This window comes from Streptomyces sp. NPDC014882 (genome assembly GCF_043081325.1).
Lineage (GTDB): Bacteria > Actinomycetota > Actinomycetes > Streptomycetales > Streptomycetaceae > Streptomyces.
On record NZ_JBIBWL010000004.1, the window covers coordinates 471,721 to 498,648 of the forward strand.

Consider the following 26,928-nt stretch of genomic DNA (forward strand, 5'->3'; position numbering starts at 1 on the left):
AGAGAAACATCCCGGACACTTGTCAATGGTTGTTGCTGTGCGGTTATGTTGGGCTCGCACCGCCGAAAACGTGTGTGCACGTTCCCAAATGGTCGATCAATCGGGAGAAATCCATGCCGGAGACCACCCCCAAGGGCCTCACCCGGCTCGCCTTCGGTGGGGACTACAACCCCGAGCAGTGGCCGGAAAGCGTCTGGCAGGAGGACGTCCGGCTCATGCGCGAGGCCGGCGTCACCATGGTGAGTGTCGGGATCTTCTCCTGGGCGCTCCTGGAACCCGCGCCGGGGGAGTACGACTTCGGCTGGCTCGACCGGATCATCGGCCTGCTGCACGAGAACGGCATCCGCGTCGACCTCGGCACGCCCACCGTGGCCCCGCCCGTCTGGTTCTACCGCGCGCACCCCGACGCCCTGCCCGTCACCGCCGACGGCGTCCGCCACGAGTTCGGCTCACGCGGGGCGATCTGCCACAGCAACGCCGACTACCGCGCGGCCGCGGCGAACATCGCCACCCGGCTCGCCGAGCGCTACGGCGACCACCCGGCGCTCGCGATGTGGCACGTCCACAACGAGTACGGCGTCCCCGTCTCCGCCTGCTACTGCGAGTCCTGCGCCGCCCACTTCCGCCGCTGGCTGGAGACGACGTACGGCAGCGTCGACGCGGTCAACGAGGCCTGGGGCACCGCCTTCTGGGGCCAGCGCTACGCGGCCCTCGACGACATCAACCCGCCGCGCACCACCCCGACCGTCGGCAACCCCGGCCAGGCGCTCGACTACCGGCGCTTCGCCGACGCCACCCTGCGCGAGAACTTCCGCATGGAGCGCGACATCCTGCACCGCCTCGCGCCCGGCGTCCCCGTCACGACCAACTTCATGACCGCCCTCAGCCAGTGCGACTCGATCGACTACTGGGCCTGGGGCCGCGAGGTCGACATCGTCACCAACGACCACTACCTGATCACCGACGGCCGCCGCACCCACGTCAACCTGGCGATGGCCGCCGACCTCACCCGCTCCGTCGCCGGCGGCGCCCCCTGGATCCTCCTGGAGCACTCCACCTCGGGCGTCAACTGGCAGCCCCGCAACCCGGCCAAGGCCCCCGGCCAGATGGCCCGCAACTCCCTCGGTCACGTGGCCCGCGGCTCCGAGGGCGCCATGTTCTTCCAGTGGCGGCAGTCCCGGCGCGGCGCCGAGAAGTTCCACTCCGCGATGGTCCCGCACGGCGGTACCGACACCCGCGTGTGGCGCGAGGTCGTCGAACTCGGCGCGGCCGTCGAGTCGTTGGGCGCCGTCCGCGGCACCCGCACCGAGGCCGACGTCGCCGTCCTGTGGGACTGGCACTCCTGGTGGGCGCAGAACCTCGACTGGCGCCCCAGCGAGGACCACGACGCGCGCGAGCGCGCCGACGCCTTCTACGAGGCCCTCTACGACCGCCACCTCACCGTCGACTTCGCCCACCCCGAGGCCGACCTCGCGAAGTACCCGCTGGTCGTGGTGCCCGCCCTGTACCTGATGACGGAAGCGGCCGGGAACAACCTCCGGGAGTACGTCGAAGGCGGCGGCACGCTCGTCGTGTCGTACTTCTCCGGCATCGTCGACCAGCACGACGCCGTGCACGAGGGCCCCTACCCGGGCGCCCTGCGCGACGTCCTCGGCCTCACCGTCGAGGAGTTCTCCCCCCTGCTGCGGGGCGGGCGCGTCCGGATCACCGGCCCGGACGGGGCGGAGCTGAGCGGCGACGTGTGGACCGAGTTCGTCGAGCCGCGGGGCGCCGAGACCGTCTGGACCTACGCCGACGGCCTCACCGCCGGCCGCCCGGCCGTCACCCGGCACCGCCTCGGCGAGGGCACCGCCTGGTACGTCTCCACCCGGCTCGGCGCCGAGGGCCTGGACGCCCTGCTGGGCCGGGCCGCCGAGGACGCCCGGATCGCCCCGCGCGCCGGCCTGCCCCGCGACGTCGAGGTCGTGCGCCGCTCCGGCGAGAGCGGCAGCTACCTCTTCGCGATCAACCACACCGCCACCGACGCCAAGGTGCCGCTGGAGGCCTCCGGCACCGAGCTGCTCACGGGCGAACGCGCCGCCGGCCGCCTCGCGGTACCGGCGGGAGCCGTACGGGTCGTACGACTCGACGGCTGAGCCGACTCCCCCTCCGCCCGTGGAGCCGCGAGCCGCGGGCGGAGGGGGTCCCTCATTTCGAGGGAGACCCATCCCCATCACGTCGAAGGGACGACGGACGACGATGTTCCATCCCAGACGCACGCTCAGAGCCCTGCTGCTCCCGCTCACCGCGGGGCTCGCCCTCACCGCCCTGCCGGCGCAGACCGCGCAGGCGGCCGCCACGCTCACCAACGCCGGCTTCGAGGCCGACGGCGCCGGAGCGGCCGTCCCCGCCGGCTGGTCCGAGTACGGCGACACCGGCGCCTCGTTCACCGAGTCCGGCGGACACGGCGGCGGCCACCGCCTCAGCCACTGGTCGTCCGCCGCCTACAAGGTGGAGACCTACCAGTACCTGTCGGGGCTGACCGACGGCGCCTACAGACTCACCGCCTGGGTGCGCTCCGGCGGCGGCCAGAAGTCGGCCTACCTGGCCCTGAGGAACTGCGGCGGCGCCGAGCAGCGCACCGACCTGCCGGTCTCGGCGAGCGGATGGATCCGCATCGTCGTCCCGGTCAGGGTGACGGGCAACCGGTGCACGGTCAGCGTCAACAGCGACGCGAACGCCGGCAACTGGATCAACGTCGACGACCTGACCTTCACGTCCGGCACGGGCGGACTGGCGATCAAGGGCGCCGACATATCCTCCCTCGCCAAGAGCGAGGCCAAGGGCGGTGTGTACCGGACCGCGTCGGGCACGGCCGCCGACCCGGTCGCCGTCCTGAAGAACGCCGGCATGAACTACGCGCGCCTGAAGGTGTGGGTGAACCCCGCCGACGGCTACAACGACAAGGCGCGCGTGCTCGCCACGGCCAAGCGGGTCAAGGCCGCCGGCCAGAAGCTCCTGGTCGACTTCCACTACTCCGACATATGGGCCGACCCGGGCGCCCAGACCAAGCCCACTGCCTGGGCGGGGCATGCGTACAGCCGGCTCAGGACGGACGTGTACCAGCACACGTACGACGTCCTCGACGCGCTGAAGGCCCAGGGCACCACCGCCGACATGGTCCAGGTGGGCAACGAGATCAACGGCGGCATGCTGTGGAGCGAGGGCTCCACCGACAACTGGGGCCAGCTCGCCGGACTGCTCAACTCCGGCTACGCCGCCGTCAAGGCGGTCGACCCGTCCACCCCGGTCGCCCTGCACCTCGCCAAGGGCGGCGACCTGGCCGGCACCCGCTGGTGGTTCGACAGCGCGGTCGCCAACGGCGTGAGGTTCGACGCCATCGGCCTGTCCTACTACGGCTACTGGCACGGCACCCTGACCGACTTCCAGACCACGCTGGACGACGCGGCCTCCCGTTACGGCAAGCCGGTCTTCGTCGCCGAGACGGCCTACCCGTTCCGCCTCGACAGCGACGACGCGCACGAGAACATCATCGACCTGCCGGGCGAACTCGTCTCCGGCTACCCGGCGACCGCGGCCGGACAGCTGGCCTGGATGAACTCCGTGGCGAACATCGTGGAGGCGGTCCCGAACGGCCGCGGCCTCGGCGTCTTCTACTGGGAGGCGACCTGGACCGCCGTCGACGGCAACGGCTGGGACCCGGCCGACGCCGCGTCCGGCAACGGCTGGGAGAACCAGGCCCTGTTCGGCTACGACGACCGGGCGCTGTCGTCGACGGCGTGGTTCGGCCACCGCTGACCCGCGACCACCCGGCCCCGTGACGCCGGGGCCCGGCCGCGACCCGGCGGCCGGGTCCCGGCTGCCGGGACCCGCGGCCGGCCGGAGGCCACCGGCGCCGATCGGTTCGGCGTTACCCTGTCGACCAGCCGTGATCACCCCGCGAGCCGGGGCGACCGGGGAGCGAGGCAGGAGACGCACGACATGACGGCCCCCGAGACCGAGAGCCTCCGCGGCGGCGCCCCGCGCAGGCCGGCCGCCGCGGGGCAGCTGCCGGCGGTCGCCGTGGTCGCGGCCGGCGGGGGGCTGGGTGCCACCGCCCGCTACGCGGCCTCGCTGTGGTGGCCCTCGACGGCCGACGGGTTCCCGTGGACCACCTTCTGGGTCAACGTCGTCGGCTGCGCCGTGATCGGCGTGTTCCTGGTGCTGATCACCGAGGCGCTGACCGTGCACCGGCTGGTGCGCCCCTTCTTCGGCACCGGCGTGCTCGGCGGTTTCACCACCTTCTCCACCTACGCCGTCGACCTCCAGCGCCTCTTCGACACGGGGCACCCCCGTACGGCGCTGGCCTACCTGGCGGCGACCCCCCTCGCGGCGCTCACGGCGGTGTGGCTCGCGGCCGCCGCGACGCGCCGCACCCTGATCCGGAGGCAGCGATGACGAGGCTCACCGGCAGCGCCCTGCGCGTGACCGTCTTCGTCGGCGAGAACGACACCTGGCACCACAGGCCCCTCTACACCGAGATCGTGCACCGGGCCCACGCGGCGGGGCTGGCGGGCGCCAGCGTCTTCCGCGGCATCGAGGGCTTCGGCGCCTCCTCGCTGATCCACACCTCGCGCCTGCTCTCCCTCAGCGAGGACCTCCCGGTCGCCGTCGTCGTCGTCGACACGGAGGAGCGCGTGCGGGCCTTCCTGCCGCAGCTCGACGAGCTGGTCACCGAGGGGCTCGTCATCCTCGACCCGTGCGAGGTCATCCGCTACGTCGGCCGCGGCCCGAACCGGGGCGAACCGGACGGCAAAGGTAAGAGGTCGTCGTGAACTGGCTGCTGGTCGCCGCCGGGGGCATGGCCGGCGCGCCCCTGCGGTACCTGACCGACCGCGCGGTGCAGGCCCGGCACGACTCGGTGTTCCCCTGGGGCACCCTCGTCGTCAACGTCGTCGGCTGCGCCGTCCTCGGCCTGGTGACCGGTGCCGCCGTCACCGACTCCCACCTGCGCCTTCTCCTGGGCACCGGCTTCTGCGGGGCCCTGACGACCTACTCCACCTTCTCCTACGAGACGCTGCGGCTGAGCGAGACCGGAGCGGCACTGCACGCCGCCGCGAACGTCGTCGCGAGCGTGGCGGCGGGCGCCGGGGCCGCCTTCACGGGGGTGTGGATCGCGCAGACGGTGTGGTCGTGACGGCGGACGGCGCGGTCACCACCGGGGAACACACCCGCGGCTGGTAGGACTGTGCACCGCACCGTCGCCCCACCCGCAGAACAGGATCCCATGAGCGCCATCTCCGTCGGCCAGGCCGTCGTCCTCGGAGCCGTCGAGGGAGTGACCGAGTTCCTCCCCGTCTCCTCCACCGGACATCTGAAGATCACCGAGGGCCTGATGGGCATCCCGGTCGACGACGACGCGGTCGTCGGGTTCTCCGCCGTCATCCAGGTCGGCGCGATCGCCGCGGTCCTCGTGTACTTCCGCAAGGACATCGCGCGGATCGTCTCCGCCTGGTTCCGCGGTCTCGCCGACAAGGGCGAACGGCACCACCACGACTACAGGTTCGCCTGGTGGGTGATCTGGGCGACGATCCCGATCGTCGTCGTCGGCCTGGCCGCGAAACCGCTCATCGAGGGCCCCCTGGCCTCGCTCTGGGTGGTCGCGGGCTCGCTCCTCGCCGGCAGCGCCGTGATGTGGGCGGCCGACCGGGCGGGCCGGCACAAGCGGGGCGAGGACGACATCTCCTTCAAGGACGCCATGCTGGTGGGGAGCTCCCAGATCCTGGCCCTGCTCTTCCCCGGCTTCTCCCGCTCCGGCGCCACCATGTCGACCGCGCTGATGCTCGACCTCGACCGGGTCGCCGCCACCCGGCTGTCCTTCTTCCTCGGCATCCCGGCCCTCACCGGCGCCGGCCTGTACGAGCTGAAGGACGCCCTGGGCACCGGAGCGGGCGCGGCGCCGCTGGCCGTCGGCACGGCCGTGTCCTTCGCGGTCGCCTACGCCTCCATCGCCTGGCTGCTGAGGTTCGTCGCCAAGCACTCCTTCAACGCGTTCGTGGTCTACCGGATCGTCGTGGGCGTGCTGCTGTTCGCGCTGCTGGCCACGGGAGTCCTCGACAGCTGACCCGGCCTCGACGGCAGACCCGGGCGGAGGCGGGAGATCCGACGGCACGCCGGCCGCTCGCCGGGTTTTCCCCCGCCCGCCTTGACAGCGGCCTCCGGGCACCCGGAGTATCACTCCCGTGAACCTGTCAGACAGCCAGACAGGTGGTCCGGCACCCCGTCGCGTCAGCGCGATGGAAGCGGTGCTCACCCACCTCCGCGGCGCCATCGAGCGCGGCCACTACGCCATCGGGGACAAGCTCCCCTCCGAGGCGGAACTGTGCCGCACCCTCGAGGTCTCCCGGCCCGTCCTGCGCGAGGCCCTGCGCGCCCTGCAGACCATGGGCCTGACGGTCTCCCGGACCGGCAAGGGCACCTTCGTCGTCGCCCACACCGTCGAGGACCCCACCTTCGGCGACTACGCGGCCAGCGACCTGCTCGAGGTGCGCCGCCACATCGAGATCCCGGTCGCCGGGTACGCGGCCGTCCGCCGCACCCCGGAGAACCTGGACCACCTGGCCCACCTCCTGGACCGGATGGAGCGGGAGACCGACACCACCGCCTGGGTCGCGATGGACACGCTCTTCCACCTCGCCGTCGCCGAGGCCGCGCAGAACCCGGTCTTCCGCCGGGTCATCGAGGAGATCCGCGACGCCCTGGCGCGCCAGTCGGCCTTCCTCAACGAGCTGGGCGGGCGCCGCGAGCAGTCCAACCGCGAACACCGGGCCATCGTCGAGGCGCTGACCGACGGTTCCGAGTCCGACGCGCTGGCGGCCATGAGCCACCACCTCGACCGCGTCGAGACGACCCTCACCGACATCGTGCGCCCCCCGCGCGCCGACCCCTCCCCGGAAGACGGACCCGGACGCCGGGCGAACGGCGCCCCGAGGACGTGACGATCGCCGCCACGCTCCCCGCCGGCCCGCACGCCACCCGCGTCCGCCGCGCACGCACCCCCTCCCGGACCGACGCGTGACCCCGCCGTCGGCCCCCGCCCACCCACCAGTGACCAGGCAGTGATGTACAGCAGCCCTCCCGCCGACGCGCCCGCCCTCCGCGAACCCCGCCACGTCCCCGTCGCCCGCCTCGTCCGCGGCGAGGTGACCGAGGGCGTCCACCACGGCTCCGTCGTCGTCCTCGGCACGGACGGCGAGGTCGCCTTCCAGCTCGGCGACACCGAGGTCGCCTTCTACCCGCGCTCCGCGCTCAAGCCCGTCCAGGCCGTCGCCATGGTGCGCGCCGGGCTCCCGCTCGAGGGCGAGCTGCTCGCGCTCGCCGCCGCCAGCCACTCCGGCGAGGAACGCCACCTCGCCGGCACCCGGCGCATCCTCGAACGGGCCGGCGTCACCGAGGACGACCTGCGCAACGTCACGGACCTGCCGTACGACCCGGCCGTCCGCGACACCTGGACACGCCAGGGCCGCCCGGCCTCGCGCCTCGCCCAGAACTGCTCCGGCAAGCACGCGGCCATGCTGTACACCTGCGGGCTCAACGGCTGGCCCCTCGACGGCTACCTCGACCCCGGGCACCCGCTCCAGCGGGCCGTCGCCGAGACCGTCGAGGACCTCACCGGCCGGCGCGTCGCCCGGGTGACCGTCGACGGGTGCGGCGCGCCGCTCTTCGCCGTCTCCCTGAACGGCCTGGCGCGCGCCCTCGCCCGCATCACCACCGCCGCGCCCGGCACGCCCGAGGCGCGGGTGGCGGACGCGATGCGCGCGCACCCCGAGATGGTCTCCGGCTCCGGCCGGGACGTAGCCGCCCTGATGCGGGCCGTCCCCGGCCTGCTCGCCAAGGACGGCTTCGAGGGCGTCGAGGTCGCCGCGCTCCCCGACGGCCGGGCCGTCGCCGTGAAGATCTCCGACGGCGCGAACCGGGCCCGCGTCCCGGTCACCGCGGCCGCCCTCGCGCGGGCGGGCGTCGACCCCGCGCTGCTCACGCCCTTCGCCGGCGAGCCGCTCCTCGGCGGCGGCCGGCCCGTCGGCAGCGTCCGCGCGGTTCACGCCCTCGACCCGGTCACCCAGCCGGCCCGCGCGTGAGGCCCGGCGGCGCCCGAGCCGCCGGCCCGGACGGGGGAGGGGCCGCCGGCCCGGCGGGCGTCTCCGGTTCCGTCCGCGGTGGTCCCCGCCGCCTGTCTCCGACGGCCGTCTCCGGTCCCGTCCCCGGCGGTCCCCCTCGGCCCGTCCCCGGCGGTCGCCTCCGGTCCCGTCCCCGGCGGTCGTCTCCGGTCCCTTCCCCGGCGGTCCTCGCCGTCGTGACTCCGGAGCCCGCCGCCCCGGACCCCCGCTCCGCCCGGCCGGGGCACGCGCCCCGGCCCGGGGCCGCAGCCCCGAGCACCCACTCTCCCTCCCTCCCCGGAAAGAGGCCGCACCCTCATGACCGTCGCCGTCAGCCGCCGCGAACACGATCTGCTCGGGGACCGGGACGTCCCCGCCGACGCGTACTGGGGCATCCACACCCTGCGCGCCACCGAGAACTTCCCCATCACCGGCACCGCGATCTCCGCCCACCCGCACCTGATCGACGCCCTCGCCGCCGTCAAGGAGGCCGCCGCCCTCGCCAACGAGGAACTGGGCCTGCTGGCACCGGAGAAGGCCGCCGCGATCGTCGCCGCCTGCCGCGAGATCCGCGCCGGCGAGCTGCACGACCAGTTCGTGGTGGACGTCGTGCAGGGCGGCGCGGGCACCTCGACCAACATGAACGCCAACGAGGTCGTCGCCAACCGGGCCCTGGAGCTGCTGGGCCACGCGAAGGGCGAGTACCGGCACCTGCACCCCAACGAGGACGTCAACCTCGGGCAGTCGACCAACGACGTCTACCCGACCGCCGTCAAGGTCGCGACCGTCTTCGCGGTGCGCGGGCTGCTCAAGGCCATGGCCGTCCTCCAGGACGCCTTCGCCCGCAAGGCCGTCGAGTTCCGCGACGTCCTGAAGATGGGCCGCACCCAGCTCCAGGACGCCGTCCCGATGACCCTCGGGCAGGAGTTCTCCACCTTCGCCGTCATGCTCGACGAGGACCGGGGCCGCCTCGCCGAGGCCGCCGAGCTGATCCACGAGATCAACCTCGGCGCCACCGCCATCGGCACCGGGCTCAACGCGCCGGCCGGCTACGCCGAGTCGGCCCGCCGCCACCTCGCCCGGATCACCGGCCTGCCGCTCGTCACCGCCGCCAACCTCGTCGAGGCGACCCAGGACTGCGGTGCGTTCGTCCAGGTGTCCGGCGTGCTCAAGCGGATCGCGGTCAAGCTCTCCAAGAGCTGCAACGACCTGCGCCTGCTGTCCTCCGGGCCGCGCGCCGGGCTCGGCGAGATCAACCTGCCGCCCGTGCAGGCCGGTTCGTCCATCATGCCCGGCAAGGTCAACCCGGTGATCCCGGAGGTCGTCAACCAGGTCGCCTTCGAGGTGATCGGCAACGACGTCACCATCACCATGGCCGCCGAGGCCGGACAGCTCCAGCTCAACGCCTTCGAGCCGATCATCCTGCACTCCCTGTCCGAGTCGGTCACCCACCTGCGCACGGCCTGCCTGACCCTGGCCGAGCGCTGCGTGTCCGGCATCACCGCCAACACCGAGGTGCTGCGCGCGAGCGTCGAGAACTCCATCGGCCTGGTCACCGCCCTCAACCCGCACATCGGGTACACGGCGGCCACCGACATCGCCAAGGAGGCCCTCGTCACCGGCCGCGGCGTCGCCGAACTCGTCCTGGAGAAGGGCCTGCTCCCCGCCGAGCGGCTCGCCGCCCTGCTGCGCCCGGAGACACTCGCCGGCCGCGGCGCGACGCGGACGCCCTGAGGAACGCCGTCCCGCGTGCGGCCGGGGCCGGTGCTCCGCACCCGGCCGACACGCGGGCCGCCGTCACACCCAGGGATGAAGCGCGCCCGACGCGGCGCGACCCCGTGAGCGCCGCGCCCCGGCGCGCACACCCGCCGGGGCGCCCGCGGACGCCACCGCCGATCGGCGCAGCCCCTCTCGCCGTTCTCCGAACAGTGTTACTGACGCTCATATGCTGAATTCGCGGCCTTTCGAAAAAGGCCGTCTCCTGCCCTGCTGAACGTCTGTCACCCCATCACGCGCCGGGCGGAGCGATGGAATCCCTCGGTGAATCCAGGAGAATGCATGCGTGTGGTCGTGACAGGTGGCGGCGGTTTCCTCGGGTCGCATCTGTGCGAGGCGCTTCTGCGACGCGGCGACGAGATCGTCTGCCTCGACGACTTCTCGACCGGTGACCCCGCCAACATCGCCCCCTTCCTCGGAAACCCCGCCTTCGAACTCGTCCGCGGCGACGTCAGCAGGTCGGCCGACGTACCGGGCGCCGTCGACGCGGTGGCCCATCTGGCCAGCCCCGCCTCGCCCCCCGACTACCTCGCCCGTCCGCTGGAGACGCTCGCCGTGGGCAGCCGCGGAACGGAGAACGCCCTGCGCCTGGCGGCGCGCCACGACGCCCGCTTCGTCCTCGCCTCCACGAGCGAGGTGTACGGCGACCCCGAGGTGCACCCCCAGGACGAGACGTACTGGGGCAACGTGAATCCCGTCGGGCCCCGCAGCGTCTACGACGAGGCGAAGAGGTTCTCGGAGGCGCTGACCCAGGCCTACCGGACGAACCGCGGAACCAACACGGGAATCATGCGGATCTTCAACACGTACGGTCCGCGCATGCGTCCGCACGACGGGCGCGTCGTTTCCAGTTTCGTCGTCCAGGCGCTCGCCGGAGAACCGTTGACCGTCTACGGGGACGGAAAGCAGACCCGGAGTTTCTGCTACGTCGACGATCTGGTGCGCGGAATCATCGCCATGCTCGACCACGACGAACCCGGTCCGGTGAATCTGGGGAATCCTGTCGAACTGACGGTCCTGCAACTCGCGGAGACCGTCCTGCGCCTGACGGGGTCCCGGGCCGACGTCCAGTTCCATCCGCTGCCCGTGGACGACCCCACCCGCCGCCGGCCGGTCATCGCCCGGGCGGTACAGCGGCTGGGCTGGATCCCGGAGATCGACATCGAGGACGGTCTGCGCCGGACGGTGCGGTGGTTCGCCTCCCGGCCCGACGACATCGCCGCCGCGCTCTCGGCGATCCGCGGCGGGCAGCAGGACGGCGTCGTCCCCGAGCGGTCGTGCCCGGTCGGCGCGACCGGCACGGCGTCGTGACCCAGACCGATCACGGCCGCCCGGCCGCCGTCGTCCTGGACGGTGCCCGGCACCTGCCGGGCACCCGCGAAGGGTCCCTGCGGAACCGTCTGTACACCCTCTCGGCCGGGAACGTCGTCGACACGCCGGCCGACGGGCCCGTCTTCGGCAAGCCGGCCCGATCGCTCGAACCGGCGCCCGGCACCTGGAAGCCCCGGCTGGGGCGCCTCGACCGGATGAAGGTGTCGCTGCTCGCGGTGTGCTGGTGGACGGCCCTGGTCTGCTTCTGGGAGTGGTGGCTGCGTCCGGAGCACCGGATCGGCTGGGCGGGGTTCGCGGTGAACAGCGCGCTCCTGCTGTACCTGTCCGTCCTGCCGCTGTACTTCGTCGTCGTCATGGTGCGGATGCGCACCTTCGACCCGGCCGTCGGGGTGCCCGGGCTGCGCACCGCGTTCGTGGTCACCAGGGCGCCGTCGGAGCCGTGGAAGGTCGCCCGCACCACCCTGGACGCGATGCTGCGTCAGGACTTCCCGCACCCCTACGACGTGTGGCTGTGCGACGAGGACCCGACCCGGGAGATCCTGGCCTGGTGCGAGGCCCACGGCGTGCGCGTGTCCTGCCGGCGCGGCGTCCCCGCGTACCACCGCGACGTCTGGCCCCGCCGCACCCGGTGCAAGGAGGGCAACCTCGCGCACTTCTACGACCACTGGGGCTACGCCGACTACGACGTGGTCGCCCAGCTCGACGTCGACCACGTGCCCCACCCCCGCTACCTGACGGAGATGGTCCGGCCCTTCGCCGACCCCGCCGTCGGCTACGTGGCCGCACCCAGCGTCTGCGACGCCAACGCGCGCACCTCGTGGTCGGCCCGCGGGCGGCTGCACCGCGAGGCCACGTTCCACGGACCGATGCAACTGGGCCACTCCGACGGTCTGGCACCGCTGTGCATCGGCTCCCACTACGCCGTGCGCACCCGCGCCCTGCGGGACATCGGCGGGATCGGGCCCGAGCTGGCCGAGGACTTCTCGACGACGTTCCTGCTGAACTCGGCCGGCTGGCACGGGGCCTTCGCCATCGACGCGGAGGCGCACGGCGACGGGCCCCTCACCTTCGCCGCCATGGTGACCCAGGAGTTCCAGTGGTCGCGGAGCCTGGTGGTGATGCTGCTCGGCATGCTCCCCAAGCACCTGCGGCGCATGCCCGGCCGGCTCCGGATCCGGTTCGCCTTCGCCCTCTCGTACTATCCGCTGCTCGCCCTGACCACCACGGCCGGCCTGCTGCTCCCCCCGATCGCCGCCGTGACGGGCCGTCCGTGGATCAACGTCGACTACGGCGCCTTCCTGCTGCACTTCTGGGCCATGTCGTTCTTCCTGCTCCTGCTCACCGGGCTGCTGCGGCGGCGCGGCCTGCTGCGGCCCGTCGACGCGCCGCTGCTGAGCTGGGAGGGCTGGCTGTTCGGGCTGACCCGCTGGCCGTACGTGGCCTGGGGAGTGGCCGCCGCCCTGGTGCAGCGCGTGCGGCCCAGGAAGGTCGTCTTCAAGGTCACGCCCAAGACCCGCGACGGCATGGAACCGCTGCCCCTGCGGGTGATGCTGCCCTACCTCCTGATCACCGTCGTCCTGTCCGGCGCGGCCGTGGTCGGACAGCTCACCGGCCCCGCGGTCGGCTACGTGTTCCTGTGCCTGCTCGGCTCCGTGTCGTACGGCCTGGTGACCCTCGCCGTCGGCGTGCTGCACATCCGGGAGAGCGCGAGGTCGGCCGGCGTCGGTGTGCACCGGGCGCTGCGGACCGCCGCCCTGCCGCTGACCGCGGGCCTCGTGGCCCTGGTGCCGCTGGCCTGGGCGCTGCTGCTGTTCCCCACCTACCTGCACGGCTTCCTCGCGAACTGACACCGCGGCCTGCCGTCCCCGAGAAAGGACGAGTCACCCGATGCCCCGAACGATCCTGGTGACCGGCGGCGCCGGCTTCATCGGCAGCCACACCTGCGTCGAACTGCTCGCCCACGGCCACGACGTCGTCGTCGTGGACAACCACGTCAACAGCTCCCCGCACGTCCTGGACCGCATCGTCAAGACGGCCGGACGCCCGCTCGCCGGCGTCCACCGGGTCGACGTGCGCGACCGGGAGGCCCTCGGCCGGGTGTTCGCCGCCCACCAGGTCGACGCGGTCATCCACTTCGCCGCCCACAAGGCCGTGGGAGAGTCGGTGGCCCGGCCGGTCGAGTACTACGACACCAACGTCGGCGGCACCTGCGCCCTGCTGTCCGTCATGCGGGAGCACGGCGTCCACCGGCTGGTCTTCTCCTCCTCCTGCTCCGTCTACGGCGACGCGCGGACCATGCCCCTCACCGAACTGAGCCCGGTGGCGCCCACCAACCCCTACGCGCGCACCAAGCTGACGTGCGAGCGGATCCTGGAGGACGTCTGCGCCCACGAGCCGCGGCTGAAGGTGCTGGCCCTGCGCTACTTCAACCCGGTCGGGGCCCACCCCGGCGGCCTGCTCGGCGAGGACCCGCAGGGCGTCCCCGACAACGTCATGCCGTACGTCGCGCAGGTCGCCGTGGGCCGGCGGGAGCGGCTGGACGTCTTCGGGGACGACTACCCCACGCCCGACGGCACCGGGGTCCGCGACTACATCCACGTCATGGACGTCGCGGAGGGACACCGGATCGCCGTCGAGCACCTGGACGACCGCACCGGCATGCGGGTGTTCAACCTCGGCACCGGCACCGGCACCTCCGTGCTCCAACTGGTCGCCGCCTTCCGCGAGGCGAGCGGCCGGCCCGTCCCCTGCCGGATCGTCGGCCGCCGACCGGGCGACGTCGCCGAACTCGTCGCCGACGCGAGCGCGGTGGCCGCGGCCTGGGGCTGGACCACCACCCGTGACCTCGCCGCCATGTGCCGTGACGCCTGGCGGTTCCAGGAACTCAACCCCCACGGCTACACCCACTGAGACCGCCGCCGTCGGCGGTTCCAAGACAGGAGAGCGTCCATGCGGTTGACCGTCATCGGCACGGGATATCTCGGCGCCGTGCACGCCGCGTGCATGGCGGACGTCGGACACGACGTCCTGGGTGTCGACACCGACACCGAGAAGATCGAAGCGCTCGCGGCAGGCCGGGCCCCCTTCTTCGAACCCGGCCTGCCCGAGATCCTCACCCGGAACATCCGGGCCGGACGGCTGCGCTTCACCACTTCCCTCCAGGAGGCGGCCGACTTCGCCGACCTGCACTTCGTCTGTGTCGGCACGCCGCAGCGCCCCGACTCCCTCGCCGCCGACCTGCGCCATGTCGAGGCGGTCGTCGACGGTCTGGCGCCGCTGCTCACGCGGAACGGCCTCATCGTCGGCAAGTCGACCGTGCCGGTGGGCACCACCCGGGCGCTGAGCCGCCGGGTGACGGCACGGCTGCGCCCCGGCGTCGACGCCGAGGTCGCCTGGAACCCGGAGTTCCTGCGCGAGGGCTTCGCCGTCCAGGACACGCTGCGCCCGGACCGGCTGGTCGTCGGCGCCACCTCGCCCCACGCCGACCGGCTGCTGCGCGACGTCTACGCGTCGATGCTGCGCGCCGGTGTGCCCTACGTCAGCACCGACCCCGCCACGGCGGAGCTGGTGAAGGTCGCCGCCAACTCCTTCCTGGCGACGAAGATCTCGTTCATCAACGCCATGGCGGAGGTCTGCGACGCCGCCGGCGCCGACGTGGTCACCCTGGCCGACGCCCTCGGCCACGACGCGCGCATCGGCCGCCGGTTCCTCTCCGCCGGCCTCGGGTTCGGCGGCGGCTGCCTGCCCAAGGACATCCGCGCCTTCCTCGCCCGGGCCGAGGAACTGGAGGTGGGGGAGGCGGTGTCCTTCCTCCACCAGATCGACCGGATCAACCACCGGCAGCGCCGGCGGACCGTCGCCCTCGCCCGCCAGCTCCTGGGCGGCGGGTTCGCCGGCCGCCGGGTCGCGGTGCTCGGCGCCACCTTCAAGCCCGACAGCGACGACGTGCGCGACTCGCCGGCGCTGGCCGTCACCGCGGAACTCGTCGCGGAGGGCGCCGACGTCCTCGTCCACGACCCGCAGGGCCTCGACAACGCGCGGGCCGCGCTGCCCGGACCGGCCTACCGCGCGGACGTCGTGGAGACGTGCCGGGACGCCGACGTCGTGCTGCACCTGACCGAGTGGCGCCAGTACCGCGCCCTCGACCCGGTGCGGCTGTCGCGGGTGGTGCGGGCGCCGCGCCTGCTCGACGCCCGCAACGCCCTGGACCCGGCGGCCTGGCGGGCGGCCGGCTGGCAGGTGCGTGCCCTGGGACGCCCCGCCCCCGTGCCGACGCCCGGCACGGGCGACGGACTGCGGGTGACGATCCCTCAGGCCGTCGGACCGAACTGCACGGCCCCCACGCCGGGCGACCCGCTCAGCGGCGTCCCGAAGTAGTCCGCCGCACCCCGGTCGACGCCCAGGGACCTCAGATCCACGGCGGCACCGGTCAGCGTGGCGGCGCACCGGACGATCAGTGCGCCCCGCGTGGGACCGGTGCCGCCGAGGTCCGGGCCGGCCGTGGCCGGCGGGACCGGGACGAGGCAGGGGTCGGCGTCGGTGCCGGTGCCCCGCGGGCCCAGCGTCTCCTGCCCCGTCTCCTGGCGCCAGAGCGCCAGGTTCGTGTAGGCGCGGGCGCCCCACTGCAGGCTCCACCCGGCGGAGCTGTGGTAGACGTTGCCCTGGAGCAGGACGGACGACGAGGTGAAGGCCCCCTGGGACGCCACCACGGGAGAGCCGCCCGTCACGAACACGTTGTTGCGCACGGTGACGGCGCGCAGGCTGGGCTGGATCCGCAGCGCGGGCGCGCGGACGGCGCCGTTGGCGGTGATCAGCACCGTGTTCTGGTAGATCGCGAGGTCGGTGACGTGCGAGCCGAACGCGACGATGCCGCCGTAGTCCTGGAGTTTGCGGCTGTCGTCGTGGCTGATGTTGTACCGGATCGTGTTGCCCGTGTGCGCCGAGTTCGGGACGGCCGAGTACGCGAGGAAGCCCGCGCCGTCGTTTCCGTAGGCCAGGTTGTACTGCACCAGCGAGTGGGAGACGTTGTTGTCCAGGCCGAACCCGCCGCCGTCCACCTGGGAACCGGTGTGGTTGCCGTAGGAGACGTTCCTCTGGAGCGTCATGCGCGTCGAGTCGTACGTCCAGATGCCCTCGGGGCCCTCGACCGCGTTCGGCGCGGACAGCGCGCCGTTGTCGTGGGAGACGGAGCGTTCCACCACACCGCGCCGGACGCTGCCCAGGATGATGCCGCTGCCGGTGTTGCGGCCGGTCGCCCGCGGGTCCCCGACGTTGTCGTACGCCCGCACCCTCCGCACGGTCAGGTCCTCGTGCGCGTAGGCGGGCGCTTCGACGGCGAAGGCGGGGCCGTCCGCGACCAGGCCCGCGTCCTGGTTGGTGTGCAGCGCGCAGTCGCTGATCACCACGTCCCGGAAGCCGGACGCCCCGGGGCCGCCGTGCAGCCGGAGGCCGTTGCGGAAGCCCTTCGCCTCGACACCCGACACCCGCAGGTACGGCAGCTTCCGGTCGCCGGGCAGGTCGTTGACGAAGGCGATGCCGTCCTGTGACCGGTAGGCCGCGGTGTCGCCGACGACCGTCAGGTCGCGGATGACGATGCCGCTCGTGTTGTGCACCTCGATGGCGCGCGTGCCCTTCGCCAGGATCATCGCGCGGCCCGTCCCGTAGGACTCGATCACGACGGGCCTGCGGGGGTCCCCGGCGTCCCCCTGCCCGATGCTCAGCGTGCCCGGGAACCGGGCGCCCGCCTTCAGCCGCAGCCGGTCGCCCGGCTTGAACCGCTGGGCATCGGCGTGCCGCAGGGTGCGCCAGGCGGTCTCCGGGGTCCGGCCGTCGTCGCCGTCGTCGCCCCGCGGACTGACGTAGAACGTCCGTCCGCCCTGCGGGTTCTCCCGGACGGGGACGTGCGGGGCGGGCAGGCTGCACCCGGCCAGCAGCACCGCCGCGGCGCACACGCCCACCGCGGCGCCTCTCCGCGGCAGACCGGCCACCGTCCGGATCCGGTCCCTGTCGTCTCGTCGCACCGGTCCGGTGGCCGCGGTGCGTTCGTTCCGCTGACGCAACGTCGCTCCTGTCTGCTGGATGGCCGAACGGTCCCCGGCCCACGGGGACCGTGGACCCTCACCCTGACGCGCGGGCCCGCGACGGCCCGGCCAGCGCGCGGAGGCCGGGGCAAGACATGCCTGATTGGACGGCACCGCGGGGGCGGCCGGGCGCCCCGGACCGTTTCACGACGCTGACGGGCCTGTCGGTGTCCCGAGCGGCCGTGCTCACCGGACCCGGCGCTCACCGCCGTCCCCGCCGGCCGGTCGTCGTTCCGCGCGGCGGCGGACCGCGAACCGCAGCGCCAGGGCGACGGCGGCGCCGCCCAGCGCGGCGGCGCCCGCGACGACCGCCGCCTCCGGCCGGCCGGGCCCGTCGCCGGCCACGGGGGCCGCGGGGACCGCGCCGGTGGCGGGAGCGGTGGGGGCCTCGGGGGCGGCGAGAGCGCTGGGGGACCTGGTGACCACGGGGGTCGCCCGCGGTCCCGACCTCGACCCCGGCCCCGGTCCCGGCCGCGCGCGCAGGCCGTCCAGCGAGCCCACCGGGTCGACCCGCCCGGCGGCCCCGAAGCCCCAGTCGAGCAGCTCGCGCGCCTCCTCGTAGACGGCGAGGCCGCCGCCGGAGCGGGGGTTGAGCACGGTCACGACGAGGGTCCGGCCGCCCCGCCGGGCCGCGGCCACCAGGGTGTTGCCCGCGTTGCTGGTGTAGCCGTTCTTGATGCCGATCAGCCCGGGGTACGGCTCGACGCCGTCCGCTCCGCTGAGCAGCCGGTTGGTGTTGACGATGCCGTACGACTCCCCGTCGCGCCCCGGGAACCGGGCCTCGACGGTGGCGCAGTACCGGGCGAAGTCCGGGTCGCGCAGCCCCGCCCGCCCGAACACCGCGAGGTCGTAGGCGGAGGACACCTGGCCGGGGGCGTCGTACCCGTCCGGGGACAGCACGTGCGTGTCCAGGGCGCCGAGCGAGCGGGCTTTGGCCTGCATCCGGGCGGCCGTGGTGCGCCAGCCGCCGTTGAGTGCGGCCAGCACGTGCACGGCGTCGTTGCCGGAGCTGAGGAACACCCCTCGCCACAGGTCGGAGACCTGGTACGACTGCCCTTCGGCGACTCCCACCAGGCTGCTGCCGGCTCCGATCCCGGCCAGCTCGGCCTCCGTGACCCGGTGCCGGACGCCGCCGGGCAGGACCGGCAGCACCGTGAGGGCGAACAGGGTCTTCAGCGTGCTCGCGGGGGGCAGCCTGCGATGCGCGTTCGACGCGGCGAGCACGTCGCCGGTGCCGGCGTCGGCCACCAGCCACGACAGTGCGGAGACGTCCGGGACGCCGGGTGCTCCCGGGCGTGGCCGGACCTGCGTACCGGGGCGGTACAGCAGGGCGGGCCGCGGCGCCGTCGCGCGCGCTCCGCCCGCCGGGCCGGGGTCCGTGCCGGCGGGAGCGGCGGCCGCCGCGGGTCCGAGGACCAGGACGCCCGTCACGCAGAGCGCGCAGGCCGAGGCAGCGACCCGAGAGGAGAATCCGATTGTCATATGAGCAACGTAGGAATGAACTGGGGTTTCCCCGTGCTGCCCGTGCCGCGCATCGCGGCGCGTGCACCCGGATGCCGCACGCGACGGCACCACGGCCCGCCGAGCGACTCGGCTCCGTGCCGTCCGTGCGGTGCCGCCCGCGCGGTGCCGTCCGCACCGTGTGCCCGCACCGTGCCGTCGTGGTCACGCGGGCCGGTCCTCGTACCGTTCCCCGTGCCGGGGCACCTTCCGCCGGTGACCCCGCGCGAGGTGATCATGCGGCCGGGAGGGCCGGCCGGACGCGGCGGTCGGGCGTCGCGTCGTCCGGGGTGGTGCGCATCCGCTCCAGGAGGGCGACCAGGTTCGCCCGGCCGTCCCGGGCCGGTTGCCCCGGGGCGCTCCCCCTGGTCCGGACCGTGATGTCATCGAACGGCATCAGATGTCCCCGGACCATAACGATCCCTGACAACAAGGGACTTGGCCCCCTGCGCTGCACTATCTTCGCGTCATGTCCACGCCGCCCACGCCTCCGCAGGAGCCCGAGCAGCCGTCCGGGGCGCCGACTCCTCCGAGCGCGTATCCGTATCCGAACCCCCAGTCGCCGGCCCCGGGAGCGGCGGGGAGTTTCCCGCCGCCGGCCACGCCCGTGCCGGGTCCGCAGAACTTCCACGCCACTCCGACCCTGGTCGGCGGACCGGGCGGGCCCGGTCACCCCGGCCCGCCCGGGGGGCCGGGACAGCCCGCGGCCGGGTATCCGTACGGCGGGCAGGGCCCGTATCCGACCGTTCCCCCGCCGCCGCCGTCCGGCGGCGGGGCGGGACGGGCCGTGCTGTGGGTGGCCGTGGGCGCGGTCGTCGCCTCGGCGGCCTGGGCGGCGGGCGTCTTCCTGACCGGCGGCGAGGACGCCGGCGCGGACCTGCGCGGCTACACGGCGCCGGTGAACCTCTGCTCCAGCACGGACTACTCCTCCTTCGAGGGGGAGTACCCGGAGGACGACGGCTCACCGACGCACAACTCCCTCAAGGACGAGGCGCTCGACGAGAGTTACTGCAGCATCAACCTGAAGAAGACCGGGTCGAGCTACGCAGACGCCTACCTCTCCACCCAGGTGGACCTGCACAAGGAGTCCGACCCGGGGCCGGAGTTCACGGCCATGTGGAAGAACTACCAGGAGAGGTACCCCGGTTACGACGTGGAGACCGTCGAGGACCTCGGGGAGGAGGCCTACCTGGTCAGCGAGGACACCACCAGCGGCTCCACCAGCGGTTCCCTCTACGCCACGCTCGCCGTCCGGGACGGCTGGACGACGTACACGATGAGCTACAGCACCTACCTGTCCTCCTACGACGAGGACAAGGACCCGCCGTCGCTCGAGCAGGTGACGGACTGGCTGAAGGCGGACTCGAAGACCACGCTGGACCAGCTCAAGGACTGACGCGCGACGCGTGGCGGCCGGCACACGGGGTTCGCCCCGCGTGCCGGCCGCCGGTGTGTTCAGCGGGAGCGCGCGCCGGCCTCCTCCACGATCTGCTCGAACCGCGCCCCCATCGCCTCGGCCAGCGCCTGCGCGCCCGACAGGGGCCGCACCATCACCGTCAGCCGGTCGATGAGCCCGTCCTCGTCCACGTGGATGAAGTCGCAGCCGCTCAGCTCCCGCCCGCCGACGCGCGCGGTGAACACCAGCGCGTGGTCGCGGCCGTCCTCCCCGGCGAGTTCCCCCTCGTACCGGAAGTCCTCGAAGACCTGCGCCACCGCGCGCAGGATCGCCGCGGTGATCGCCTTGCCGGGGTAGGGCTTGAACACGACCGGGCTGGTGAAGACCACGTCCTCGGCGAGCAGGGCCTCCACCGCGTCGAGGTCGCCGGCCTCGACCGCCTCTCGGAACGCGCGCATCCGATCACCTCATACTAAAATAGTTGTCTAGGTGCGGATGAGAATAGTCACCTGCTGTTACCGTGTCCACATGTCGCTCAAGTACGCCGTCCTGGCGGCCCTCCTGGAGGGCGAGGCCTCGGGCTACGAACTGTCCAAGGTCTTCGACGTCTCCCTCGCGAACTTCTGGCCCGCCACCCCGCAGCAGCTCTACCGCGAGCTGGAGCGCCTCGCGCAGGACGGCCTGATCGCGGCACGCCTCGTGCGGCAGGAGCGCCGGCCCGACAAACGGATGTTCACCCTCACCGAGGCCGGCCGCGAGGACCTGCGCGCCTTCGCCGCCGCACCACCGCGCCGGCCCACCGCCGTCCGGGACGAACTCCTCATCAAGATCCAGGCGATGGACGGCGTCGGCGTCGACCCCGCGACGACCCGCGCGCAGATCGAGGAGCGGATGAGCTGGGCGCGCGCCAAGCTCGACCGCTACCTGCGGGTGCGCGAACGGCTCCTCGCCGGGCGCACCGAGGAGGAGTTCCTCGGCGGGGCCGACCGGACCGGCCCCTACCTGACGCTGATGGCCGGCATCGCCTTCGAGGAGGAGAACCTGCGCTGGTGCGAGCGGGTTCTGGCGCACCTCCGGCGCCGTACCGCCGTAGGCTGACGCGGGTGTTCAGCCCCGAAGGTCCCACGCTGCGCGAACTCGCCGTCCAGGCGCTGTCGTCCGTCGAGCACGGCTACGACCTCCTCGCGCCGAAGTTCGACCGCACGCCGTTCCGCACCCCCGCCCCGGTCCTCGACGCGGTCACGTCGGCCCTGCGCCGCACCGGCCCCTACGACGACGGCCTCGACCTGTGCTGCGGCACCGGCGCCGGCGTCGACGCGCTGGCCGCGCTCTGCCGGAGCAGCGTCACCGGGGTCGACTTCAGCGCCGGGATGCTCGACGTCGCCCGCGGGCGCGCCCGGCCGCCGCGGCCGCGGGTGTCCTGGGTGCGGGCGGACGCGCGCGCCCTGCCGTTCACGGACGCCTTCGACCTCGTCGTCAGCTTCGGCGCGTTCGGGCACTTCCTGCCCGGGGAGCTGCCCGGCCTGTTCGCCCAGGTGCACGGGGCGCTGCGGCCGGGCGGCCGCTTCGCGTTCCCGGTGCTCGCGCCGCCCCGGCCGTCCACTCCCGCCTTCTGGACCCTCCTCGGCTTCGACGCGGTGATGCGGGTCCGCAACGCCGTGTGGCGCCCCCCGTTCGTGATGTACTACCGGGCCTTCCGGCTGGGCGAGGTCCGCCGGGAGCTGGAGCGCGCCGGGTTCCGGGTGGAGCTGCGCGCCCTGCCCGAGCTCGGGACGCGGGACGACGGGAGCCCGCGGGCCCGGATGGTCGAGGCGCGCCGGACGCGTTGAGGCGGGCCGGACGCACGCGTTGGGGCGGGTGGGGCTTCGTGGTGTGCCGGACGTGGCGGGGCGGGCGGGCCGAACGGCCGGGACCGGACCGCCCGCCGTCCCCTCACAGCGCGCTGTACACGGCCTCCACCAGCGCCGTCTTGCGCGGATCGTCCACGATGTGGGGCCCCATGCGGTTCATCACGTAACCCAGGGACAGTCCGGCCTCCGGATCGGCGAGACCGCACGAGCCGCCGAAACCGTCGTGTCCGAAGGCCCGCGGGTTGGGCCCGTAGGAGCCGTGCGGGCCGCTCAGCCACGGGCCGAGCCCGATCTCCGTGTCCTGGCCGAGGCCGGCGCCCAGCACCAGGTCCCGGCAGCCGCCCTGGCCCTCACGCACCCGTTCGGCCGCCTCGGGGGACAGCACGCGCCGACCGCCCGGGGAGTCGCCCGCCAGGAGGCCGTACAGGGCGGCGACCGCCCGCGCGGTGCCGTGGCCGTTCGCGGCCGGGATCTCCGCGGCCCGCCAGGCGGGGGTGTTCGCCTCCGCGGCGCCCGCCGGGGGGTTGGTCAGCGCGGCCACGGCCACGGGCGCCAACCGGCTCAGGAGGGCGGCCTGTTCGCTGCCCGACGCGGCGGGCGGATGTGCCAGTTCCGCCACCCGCCCGGCCTCCTCCTCCGGCAGTCCGATGGTGAAGTCGATCCCCAGCGGTCCCGTCACCTCGCGCTCCAGGAAGGCGCCCGGCAGCAGCCCCGAGACGCGTCGCACGACCTCACCGACCAGGAAGCCGTAGGTGAGGGGGTGGTAGCCGGACCGGCTGCCCGGTTCCCACCAGGGCTCCGTCGCCGCGAGGCGGGCGGTGGTCAGCTCCCAGTCGTAGAGCTGCTCCAGCGTGTGCGGCTCGCGCAGTCCCGCCAGCCCCGCGCGGTGCGACAGCAGGTGCCGGACGAGGACGCCCTCCTTGCCCGCCGCGGCGAACTCCGGCCAGTACGCGGCGACCGGGGCGTCGAGGTCGAGCAGGCCCCGGTCGGCCAGGAGGTGCGCGCACAGCGCGGTCGGTCCCTTCGACGTCGACCACACGTTGACCAGCGTGTCCCGCTCCCACGCGCGCGTGCGCGCCCGGTCGGCCCAGCCGCCCCACAGGTCGGCCACGGTCTCGCCGCCGACCACGACGGTCACGGCGGCACCCAGTTCACCCCGCTCCCGGAAGTTCTCCTCGAACGCGGTGCGCACCGCCGCGAAACGCTCGTCGCAGTGGCCGTGCACCTCGGGCACCTGCTCGCTCATGGACCCTCCGTGATCCGCCCTCGTCCCCGGACCGCGGCTCCGCGGCCCGGAACCCCCTGAACATACCGACTGGTCGGACGGGAGGGAAGGGTGCGGCCGGAGCGGAGGCCGGGGTCAGGGGGAGGGCGGCGACCGGAGGGAGGGCGGCGGTCAGGACCTCACGCGTACGACCGCAGCCAGCGCACCTTGGCGGCCTCGTGGTACGGCCCCCCGCCCTCGTGGTCGTTGAAGTCGTACACCTCGATCGCCCGGTCCTCGTGCGCCCACGCGTTGAAGGCCGCGAACACCGTCGACGGCGGGCACGTCTGGTCCTCCAGGGCCACCGAGAACAGGGCCGGCGCCGAGCCGCGGGAGGCGAAGTGCACGCCGTCGAAGTAGGACAGGGTGCGCAGCGCGTCCTGCGTGCGGCCGCGGTGCGTCTTGAGGAACAGGCCGATCTCCCGGTACGGGTGACGGTCCGTCAGCGTCGCCGCGCGCGGGAAGTCGCACAGGAACGGCACGTCCGGCGCGACCGCCACCAGGTCCGGCACCAGACCGCCCACGGCGATCGTGATGCCGCCGCCCTGGCTCGCGCCGAGCGCCACGGTCCGCGTCGCGTCCGTCAGCGGGTGCGAACGGGCCGCCTCGACGGCACGCACCGCGTCGGTGAACACCCGGCGGTAGTAGTAGTTCTCGGGCGCGTCGATGCCCCGGGTCATGAAACCGGGGAACGCGGGCCCGGCACCCACCGGATCGGCCGTACCGCCACCGCCGCCCCAGGCGCTGCCCTGGCCGCGGGTGTCCATGATGAAGTGCGCGCGTCCCGTCGACGCCCACAGCAGGTGCTCGTGGGGCAGGCCGCGGCCCCCGCCGTAGCCGACGAACTCCACGACCAGCGGCACCGGTTCCGCCGTCGCCGCGGGCAGGGTCAGCCAGCCCTTGACCGGATGGCCGCCGTACCCGGCGAACGTCACGTCGAACACCCGCACCGTCGCCAGTCCCGTGTCGACCGGCTCGAAGCGGGCGTCCAGGTCGTGCTCTCGGGCTTCCTGGAGGGTCTTGGACCAGAACGCGTCGAAATCCTCCGGCTCGGCGGATCCGCTGCGGTACTCGTGGAGTTCCTCCAGGGACAGGTCGAACAGGGCCATGAGCAACCGCCTTGTGATGAGTGGCCGTACGGATGATCACACCGTACGTGGGCGGTGGTAGCGCTTACCAGACCCCGGGACCAGGCCCGATGCCGCGTCCGGGCGGCCGCCTCAGGCGCTGCGCCGGCTCCACTCGGGCCCGGTGCGCGCCCACTCCCGGTCCCACTCCGCCAGCCGGTGCCGCAGTGCCACCCGCCGCAGGACCGCGTGCCCGAGGAGCACCGCGGCGGCCGAGCCGCCCGCCGTGGCGACGCCCAGCGTCAGCGTGTGCTGCCACACCGCCGTGCCGTCGGGCGGCGGCGGGACGCTCCGGCCCCGGGCGTCGAACCACACGTCGACCCGGTCTCCCCGCCGGGTCCCGGCCGGCACGAGCGCGGTGGCCGTCCGCGGGCCCGCGCCGGGTTCCGCCCAGCGCACGGCGATCCGCAGGCGGTGCTCCCCGACGCCCTCCGCCGTCGGCAGGGCGTCCGGCGACCGGCCCACGACCTCGGCCCGCACCCGGTGCCGTTCGGCCCGCAGTTCGGCCGCCACGGCCCGCGCGTCCTCGTGGGCCCACCGGCCGGTGAGCGCCCCGGCGAGGGGCGCGCCGATCAGGACGAGTACCGCGACCACCAGCACCGTCCACGCCTCCACGACGTCCGACCGGCGCCGCAGGGGGTTGTGCCGCCGGTAGCGGCCGCGCAGCCCGCTTCGCATGTCGACCTCCTCGCCGTCATGCGGACGAGTGCCCACGACGAGTGCTCACGACGAGTGGACACCCTTACAGGAGGAATCGTTCCACCTTCGCGGTGGGCCTGCGACGCCGAAGCCCCGGGCGGCGACACCGGCCCGGGAGGCCGGTGCGGGCCCGGGAGCGGTGCGGGCCGGTGCCGCCCCGCCCCCCTCCGTCGCGGAGCGGGGGCGCCGGGGGCGTCAGCCGAACCGCTCGATCCGGATCCGGTCCACCGGCTGTCCCGCCGCCACCAGCAGCCGCGCGGCGTGCTCGGCGAACCCGTTGGACCCGCACACGTACGCCTCCCAGCCGCCCTCCGGCCGCTGTGCGAGCAGCGGCGCCAGACGGTCGGCCGTGAGCCGGCCCACGGGTGTGCCCGCCGGCGCGCTCCGCGTGAACACCGGCGTCGTCTCCGCGCCGTACTCGCGCGCGTAGATCAGTTCCTCCGGGCTGCGCGCGGACACCAGCAGCCGCAGCGGCACCGCCAGCCGGCGGGCCCGGTGGTGGCGCACCATCGACATCAGCGGCACGACCCCGGAGCCGGCGCCGACCAGCAGCGCGGGCCGGTCGCCGGGCCAGGCGAAGAAGCCGCTCAGCGGCCCGCGGACCTCGATCTCGTCGCCGGGCGCCGCCACGGTGTGGAACCAGCCGGACACCTCGCCGCCGTCGACGTGGTCCAGGGTCAGCTCGATGTGTCCGGCGTCGTCGGGCGCCGAGGCGATCGAGTAGTGCCGCTGGGCGAGATAGCCGTCCCCGGCCCGGAGCCGCAGCATCAGGTGCTGCCCCGGCAGGTGCCCCTCCCAGTCGGGCACCGCCAGGCGGAAGGTGGACGCGTACGGCGTCTCGCGGCGGATCTCCGTGATCGTGGCCGTCTGCCACACCGACGCCGCCCGCTCGCTGACGGCGATGCGGTCGGGCACCGCGAACCGGGTCGGCGGAGTGAAGGTCTCAGTCACCGGAGTACCTCTGCTCCTCCCAGGGGTTGCCCCGCGCGTGATAGCCGTTCCGCTCCCAGAAGCCCGGTTCGTCGTGGTCGAGGAGCCGCAGGCCGGCGATCCACTTGGCGCTCTTCCAGAAGTACAGGTGCGGCACCAGCAGCCGCGCCGGGCCGCCGTGCTCGGGGGAGAGCGGCCGCCCGCCGTACTCGAAGGCGATCCACGCCCGGCCGCCGGTGAGATCGGCGAGGGGCAGGTTCGCTGTGTACCCGGTGTGCGAGTACGCGACCGCGTGGGTCGCGGACGCCCGCGGCCGGACCGCGTCCAGGAAGGCGTCCAGGGACACGCCCCCGAACCGCACCCCGAACTTCGACCAGCCGGTGACGCAGTGGATGTCGCCGTCGTAGGCGGAGGCGGGCAGCGCGTGCGCCTGCGCCCAGTCCCAGGTGCGGGGCGTCTCCACCAGCCCGTCGACGCGCAGGCTCCAGTCGGCGGGCGCGATGTCGGGCGTGACCTCGGCGGACAGTACGGGCCACTCGTCGCGCGCGTCGTACTGGCCCGGGGGCAGGCCCGGGTTGTCGACGCGTGGGCGTCCGGTGAAGCCTCGGGTGACGTTCATGGGGTTCCAGCGTGAGGACGGCGGTTGCTTACGCATTCAACCGTAAGGGCAAGTCAGCCGTGCTCCGGACCCGTCCGGACGTCGATCGTCAACGGCGTGTGAACACCGCGGCCCCCGGGGAACAGCCGCCCCGCGGCTTCCCCCGCACGAGTCGTTCCGTGTCGGAGCCGGCGGTCCGGCGGCAGCGAAGGAGAGGGGGAGCAAGGCCGAAGGCGTACGT

The 26,928-nt window shown here is 73.8% G+C and carries 25 protein-coding genes; 16 read left to right on the forward strand and 9 right to left on the reverse strand.

The annotated features are described in order from the left end of the window. The first annotated feature begins 113 nt into the window (after window positions 1-113). The 13 genes from ACF09K_RS13290 to ACF09K_RS13350 all read left to right on the forward strand — a co-directional run bounded on the left by ACF09K_RS13290 (window position 114) and on the right by ACF09K_RS13350 (window position 15,620). Window positions 114-2,135, forward strand: coding sequence for a beta-galactosidase (locus tag ACF09K_RS13290; RefSeq protein WP_392243087.1), 2,022 nt, complete (start codon window positions 114-116; stop codon window positions 2,133-2,135). Between the two features lie 103 nt (window positions 2,136-2,238). After that, complete coding sequence (locus ACF09K_RS13295; RefSeq protein ID WP_392243089.1) at window positions 2,239-3,798, forward strand: arabinogalactan endo-beta-1,4-galactanase; 1,560 nt, start codon at window positions 2,239-2,241, stop codon at window positions 3,796-3,798. A gap of 183 nt (window positions 3,799-3,981) precedes the next feature. Beyond that, window positions 3,982-4,437, forward strand: a complete 456-nt coding sequence (crcB, locus tag ACF09K_RS13300) for a fluoride efflux transporter CrcB (RefSeq protein ID WP_392243091.1) — start codon at window positions 3,982-3,984, stop codon at window positions 4,435-4,437. Then, window positions 4,434-4,814 carry a DUF190 domain-containing protein gene (locus ACF09K_RS13305; protein ID WP_392243093.1) on the forward strand — a complete coding sequence of 127 codons (381 nt, stop codon included), beginning with the start codon at window positions 4,434-4,436 and terminating at the stop codon, window positions 4,812-4,814. The genes crcB (ACF09K_RS13300) and ACF09K_RS13305 overlap by 4 nt, the downstream gene beginning before the upstream one ends. Next, window positions 4,811-5,176, forward strand: coding sequence for a fluoride efflux transporter CrcB (gene crcB, locus ACF09K_RS13310; RefSeq protein WP_392243094.1), 366 nt, complete (start codon window positions 4,811-4,813; stop codon window positions 5,174-5,176). The genes ACF09K_RS13305 and crcB (ACF09K_RS13310) overlap by 4 nt, the downstream gene beginning before the upstream one ends. Window positions 5,177-5,266: 90 nt before the next feature. Continuing rightward, on the forward strand, window positions 5,267-6,103 hold the full coding sequence (locus tag ACF09K_RS13315) for an undecaprenyl-diphosphate phosphatase (protein ID WP_392243095.1): 837 nt from the start codon (window positions 5,267-5,269) through the stop codon (window positions 6,101-6,103). 118 nt (window positions 6,104-6,221) lie between these two features. Next, window positions 6,222-6,977 (forward strand): FadR/GntR family transcriptional regulator, encoded by a 756-nt coding sequence (locus tag ACF09K_RS13320; RefSeq protein ID WP_392243097.1) that lies wholly within the window; start codon window positions 6,222-6,224, stop codon window positions 6,975-6,977. Window positions 6,978-7,100: 123 nt separating this feature from the next. Then, window positions 7,101-8,117, forward strand: coding sequence for an asparaginase (locus ACF09K_RS13325; RefSeq protein WP_392243098.1), 1,017 nt, complete (start codon window positions 7,101-7,103; stop codon window positions 8,115-8,117). A gap of 336 nt (window positions 8,118-8,453) precedes the next feature. Next, window positions 8,454-9,869, forward strand: a complete 1,416-nt coding sequence (gene aspA, locus ACF09K_RS13330; RefSeq protein WP_392243100.1) for an aspartate ammonia-lyase — start codon at window positions 8,454-8,456, stop codon at window positions 9,867-9,869. 324 nt (window positions 9,870-10,193) lie between these two features. Beyond that, on the forward strand, window positions 10,194-11,222 hold the full coding sequence (locus ACF09K_RS13335; protein ID WP_392243101.1) for a UDP-glucuronic acid decarboxylase family protein: 1,029 nt from the start codon (window positions 10,194-10,196) through the stop codon (window positions 11,220-11,222). After that, a complete protein-coding gene (locus ACF09K_RS13340) occupies window positions 11,219-13,090 on the forward strand; it encodes a glycosyltransferase (RefSeq protein WP_392243103.1) in 1,872 nt (623 codons plus the stop codon). Before ACF09K_RS13335 ends, ACF09K_RS13340 begins: the two co-directional genes overlap by 4 nt. A 40-nt stretch (window positions 13,091-13,130) precedes the next feature. After that, entirely contained in the window at window positions 13,131-14,153 is a 1,023-nt protein-coding gene (gene galE / locus ACF09K_RS13345; RefSeq protein ID WP_392243104.1) for a UDP-glucose 4-epimerase GalE, read from the forward strand. Between the two features lie 39 nt (window positions 14,154-14,192). Then, the gene (locus ACF09K_RS13350; RefSeq protein WP_392243106.1) at window positions 14,193-15,620 is read left to right on the forward strand and encodes a UDP-glucose dehydrogenase family protein; all 1,428 of its coding nucleotides are present in this window, start codon (window positions 14,193-14,195) and stop codon (window positions 15,618-15,620) included. On the opposite strand, the gene ACF09K_RS13355 is transcribed toward ACF09K_RS13350, so the two are convergent. From ACF09K_RS13355 to ACF09K_RS13365, 3 genes are all read right to left on the reverse strand, one after another. Beyond that, complete coding sequence (locus ACF09K_RS13355; protein WP_392243108.1) at window positions 15,554-17,302, reverse strand: right-handed parallel beta-helix repeat-containing protein; 1,749 nt, start codon at window positions 17,300-17,302, stop codon at window positions 15,554-15,556. The two genes, ACF09K_RS13350 and ACF09K_RS13355, sit on opposite strands and share 67 nt — an antisense overlap. 207 nt (window positions 17,303-17,509) lie before the next feature. Further along, window positions 17,510-18,805 carry a D-alanyl-D-alanine carboxypeptidase family protein gene (locus ACF09K_RS13360; protein WP_392243110.1) on the reverse strand — a complete coding sequence of 432 codons (1,296 nt, stop codon included), beginning with the start codon at window positions 18,803-18,805 and terminating at the stop codon, window positions 17,510-17,512. 253 nt (window positions 18,806-19,058) lie between these two features. After that, entirely contained in the window at window positions 19,059-19,220 is a 162-nt protein-coding gene (locus tag ACF09K_RS13365) for a hypothetical protein (RefSeq protein ID WP_392243112.1), read from the reverse strand. 72 nt (window positions 19,221-19,292) lie between these two features. On the opposite strand from ACF09K_RS13365, the gene ACF09K_RS13370 reads away from it, so the two are divergent. Beyond that, window positions 19,293-20,219 carry a hypothetical protein gene (locus tag ACF09K_RS13370; RefSeq protein ID WP_392243114.1) on the forward strand — a complete coding sequence of 309 codons (927 nt, stop codon included), beginning with the start codon at window positions 19,293-19,295 and terminating at the stop codon, window positions 20,217-20,219. Between the two features lie 59 nt (window positions 20,220-20,278). On the opposite strand, the gene ACF09K_RS13375 is transcribed toward ACF09K_RS13370, so the two are convergent. Then, window positions 20,279-20,677, reverse strand: coding sequence for a nuclear transport factor 2 family protein (locus tag ACF09K_RS13375; protein WP_392243116.1), 399 nt, complete (start codon window positions 20,675-20,677; stop codon window positions 20,279-20,281). 70 nt (window positions 20,678-20,747) lie between these two features. Between ACF09K_RS13375 and ACF09K_RS13380 the strand changes: the two genes are divergently transcribed. Further along, on the forward strand, window positions 20,748-21,317 hold the full coding sequence (locus ACF09K_RS13380; RefSeq protein WP_392243118.1) for a PadR family transcriptional regulator: 570 nt from the start codon (window positions 20,748-20,750) through the stop codon (window positions 21,315-21,317). Between the two features lie 5 nt (window positions 21,318-21,322). Beyond that, the gene (locus tag ACF09K_RS13385; protein WP_392243119.1) at window positions 21,323-22,048 is read left to right on the forward strand and encodes a class I SAM-dependent methyltransferase; all 726 of its coding nucleotides are present in this window, start codon (window positions 21,323-21,325) and stop codon (window positions 22,046-22,048) included. 103 nt (window positions 22,049-22,151) lie between these two features. On the opposite strand, the gene ACF09K_RS13390 is transcribed toward ACF09K_RS13385, so the two are convergent. From ACF09K_RS13390 to ACF09K_RS13410, 5 genes are all read right to left on the reverse strand, one after another. Then, window positions 22,152-23,315, reverse strand: coding sequence for a serine hydrolase domain-containing protein (locus ACF09K_RS13390; RefSeq protein ID WP_392243121.1), 1,164 nt, complete (start codon window positions 23,313-23,315; stop codon window positions 22,152-22,154). Between the two features lie 158 nt (window positions 23,316-23,473). Beyond that, window positions 23,474-24,442: an acetylxylan esterase gene (locus ACF09K_RS13395; protein WP_392243122.1), complete on the reverse strand. Its 969-nt coding sequence runs from the start codon at window positions 24,440-24,442 to the stop codon at window positions 23,474-23,476. Window positions 24,443-24,553: 111 nt separating this feature from the next. Continuing rightward, window positions 24,554-25,138, reverse strand: a complete 585-nt coding sequence (locus ACF09K_RS13400) for a hypothetical protein (protein ID WP_392243124.1) — start codon at window positions 25,136-25,138, stop codon at window positions 24,554-24,556. Between the two features lie 216 nt (window positions 25,139-25,354). Further along, window positions 25,355-26,110 (reverse strand): ferredoxin reductase, encoded by a 756-nt coding sequence (locus ACF09K_RS13405; protein WP_392243125.1) that lies wholly within the window; start codon window positions 26,108-26,110, stop codon window positions 25,355-25,357. Then, a complete protein-coding gene (locus tag ACF09K_RS13410; protein ID WP_392243127.1) occupies window positions 26,103-26,708 on the reverse strand; it encodes a sulfite oxidase-like oxidoreductase in 606 nt (201 codons plus the stop codon). Before ACF09K_RS13410 ends, ACF09K_RS13405 begins: the two co-directional genes overlap by 8 nt. Window positions 26,709-26,928 lie beyond the last annotated feature (220 nt).

Excerpts from the sequence above, each read along its gene's own strand:
- ACF09K_RS13290 (WP_392243087.1), top strand. The coding sequence starts at position 114 with ATGCCGGAGACCACCCCCAAGGGCCTCACCCGGCTCGCCTTCGGTGGG.
- ACF09K_RS13295 (WP_392243089.1), top strand. The coding sequence starts at position 2,239 with ATGTTCCATCCCAGACGCACGCTCAGAGCCCTGCTGCTCCCGCTCACC.
- crcB (WP_392243091.1), top strand. The coding sequence starts at position 3,982 with ATGACGGCCCCCGAGACCGAGAGCCTCCGCGGCGGCGCCCCGCGCAGG.
- ACF09K_RS13305 (WP_392243093.1), top strand. The coding sequence starts at position 4,434 with ATGACGAGGCTCACCGGCAGCGCCCTGCGCGTGACCGTCTTCGTCGGC.
- ACF09K_RS13315 (WP_392243095.1), top strand. The coding sequence starts at position 5,267 with ATGAGCGCCATCTCCGTCGGCCAGGCCGTCGTCCTCGGAGCCGTCGAG.
- ACF09K_RS13325 (WP_392243098.1), top strand. The coding sequence starts at position 7,101 with ATGTACAGCAGCCCTCCCGCCGACGCGCCCGCCCTCCGCGAACCCCGC.
- aspA (WP_392243100.1), top strand. The coding sequence starts at position 8,454 with ATGACCGTCGCCGTCAGCCGCCGCGAACACGATCTGCTCGGGGACCGG.
- ACF09K_RS13335 (WP_392243101.1), top strand. The coding sequence starts at position 10,194 with ATGCGTGTGGTCGTGACAGGTGGCGGCGGTTTCCTCGGGTCGCATCTG.
- galE (WP_392243104.1), top strand. The coding sequence starts at position 13,131 with ATGCCCCGAACGATCCTGGTGACCGGCGGCGCCGGCTTCATCGGCAGC.
- ACF09K_RS13350 (WP_392243106.1), top strand. The coding sequence starts at position 14,193 with ATGCGGTTGACCGTCATCGGCACGGGATATCTCGGCGCCGTGCACGCC.
- ACF09K_RS13360 (WP_392243110.1), bottom strand. The coding sequence starts at position 18,805 with ATGACAATCGGATTCTCCTCTCGGGTCGCTGCCTCGGCCTGCGCGCTC.
- ACF09K_RS13365 (WP_392243112.1), bottom strand. The coding sequence starts at position 19,220 with ATGCCGTTCGATGACATCACGGTCCGGACCAGGGGGAGCGCCCCGGGG.
- ACF09K_RS13370 (WP_392243114.1), top strand. The coding sequence starts at position 19,293 with ATGTCCACGCCGCCCACGCCTCCGCAGGAGCCCGAGCAGCCGTCCGGG.
- ACF09K_RS13375 (WP_392243116.1), bottom strand. The coding sequence starts at position 20,677 with ATGCGCGCGTTCCGAGAGGCGGTCGAGGCCGGCGACCTCGACGCGGTG.
- ACF09K_RS13380 (WP_392243118.1), top strand. The coding sequence starts at position 20,748 with ATGTCGCTCAAGTACGCCGTCCTGGCGGCCCTCCTGGAGGGCGAGGCC.
- ACF09K_RS13390 (WP_392243121.1), bottom strand. The coding sequence starts at position 23,315 with ATGAGCGAGCAGGTGCCCGAGGTGCACGGCCACTGCGACGAGCGTTTC.
- ACF09K_RS13395 (WP_392243122.1), bottom strand. The coding sequence starts at position 24,442 with ATGGCCCTGTTCGACCTGTCCCTGGAGGAACTCCACGAGTACCGCAGC.
- ACF09K_RS13400 (WP_392243124.1), bottom strand. The coding sequence starts at position 25,138 with ATGCGAAGCGGGCTGCGCGGCCGCTACCGGCGGCACAACCCCCTGCGG.
- ACF09K_RS13410 (WP_392243127.1), bottom strand. The coding sequence starts at position 26,708 with ATGAACGTCACCCGAGGCTTCACCGGACGCCCACGCGTCGACAACCCG.